General features: G+C 66.2%; 1 pseudogene. It reads right to left on the reverse strand.

From position 1 onward, the window contains the following. Positions 1-1325 (reverse strand): annotated as a pseudogene (locus tag EN991_RS36520) (xanthine dehydrogenase family protein molybdopterin-binding subunit); the annotation flags it as partial.

Here is a 1325-nt window from a genome sequence, read left to right on the forward strand (position 1 = left end):
CTTGTAGACCGCACCCGTCATCACGCCGGCCAGCCGCGAACCGCCTGTGACGCCGGCGCGCGGAAATCTTTATTCACCTAGCTTCATCACCACGTCGTCAGCTCGTACGCCGACGGTTTCGGCGGCGGTCTGCGCCAGGATCGTGTAGGTGCCCTGGCCCATGTCGATCGAGGAGCTTTCGACCTCGACCGAACCATCGGCCAGGATGCGCACGAGCGCCTCGCCATAGGCGCGTCGCACCGGATAGGTGCCGGCGGCGACGCCCCAGCCGATCAACTGGTTGCCGTCGCGCATCGAGCGCGGTTCGGGTGTGCGCCTGGACCAGCCGAAGCGTTCGGCGCCTGCAGCAAAAGCCTCGCGCAACTGCCTGGTCGACCAAGCTTTTTTGGCATGTGGATCCTGCTCGGCATAGTTTCGGAGCCGGATCTCCAGCGGATCGATGCCGACCTCGTAGGCAAGCTCGTCGATGGCGCTTTCGATACCGAAGGCTGAGGGGTTTTCGCCCGGCGCGCGCATGGCGCCCGGCACCACCGAATTGACCCGTACGACATTCTGCTTCGAGGAGAAATTCGGCGTTGTGTACATGATCGAGGTGACCGATCCGAGCGGCTCGACCCACATGCCGTCGATGGATGTTTCATTGACGCCGCGATGCACGATCGACTGGATCTTTCCCTGCACGTCGGCGCCGATCGTCACCGTCTGGCGCGTCGCCGCGCGGCCGCCATAGCCGGTAAAAGTCTGCGGCCGGGTCATCACCAGCCGCACCGGCCGGCCGAGCATTTTGGCCGCACAGGCGGCCACCGCGCCATGGCTGAGCGCCAGCGCCTTGGAGCCGAAGCCGCCGCCAATATAGGGCGACACCAGCCGCACGTTCTCGAACGGCACACCGAACCATTCGGCATAGGTGCGCGCCATGCCGTCCAGCCATTGGCTCGGCTCCCACACGGTGAGGTGGTCGCCCTCCCAGCGGGCGATCAGGCCATGCGGCTCCATCGGCGCCTGGTACTCGCGCGGCGTGTTGTAGGCGGCGCAGATGCGGACCGGCGCCGAGGCAAACGCACCTTGCGCGTCGCCCCACTCCTTGGTCATGGCATCGATCGCGATGCCATCGCCGGCCTTGCCGTCGCTGAGGTCGACGATGGCAGGCGTTTCCTCATAGCTGACCTGGACCAGTGCTGCCGCCGCGACCGCCCGCTCGAAGGTCTCGGCCACCACGGCAGCGACATGCTGACCCGAAAAGGTGATGTCGCGCGCGAGTGGGCAATACGGCTTGTCGGGCGGCGGCGTGCCGAACCAGTCCGCCGCGGTTTTCAGGCTGATGA

The sequence above is a fragment of the Mesorhizobium sp. M7A.F.Ca.US.005.03.2.1 genome, from assembly GCF_003997795.1.
GTDB classification, from domain to species: Bacteria; Pseudomonadota; Alphaproteobacteria; order Rhizobiales; family Rhizobiaceae; genus Mesorhizobium; species Mesorhizobium ciceri.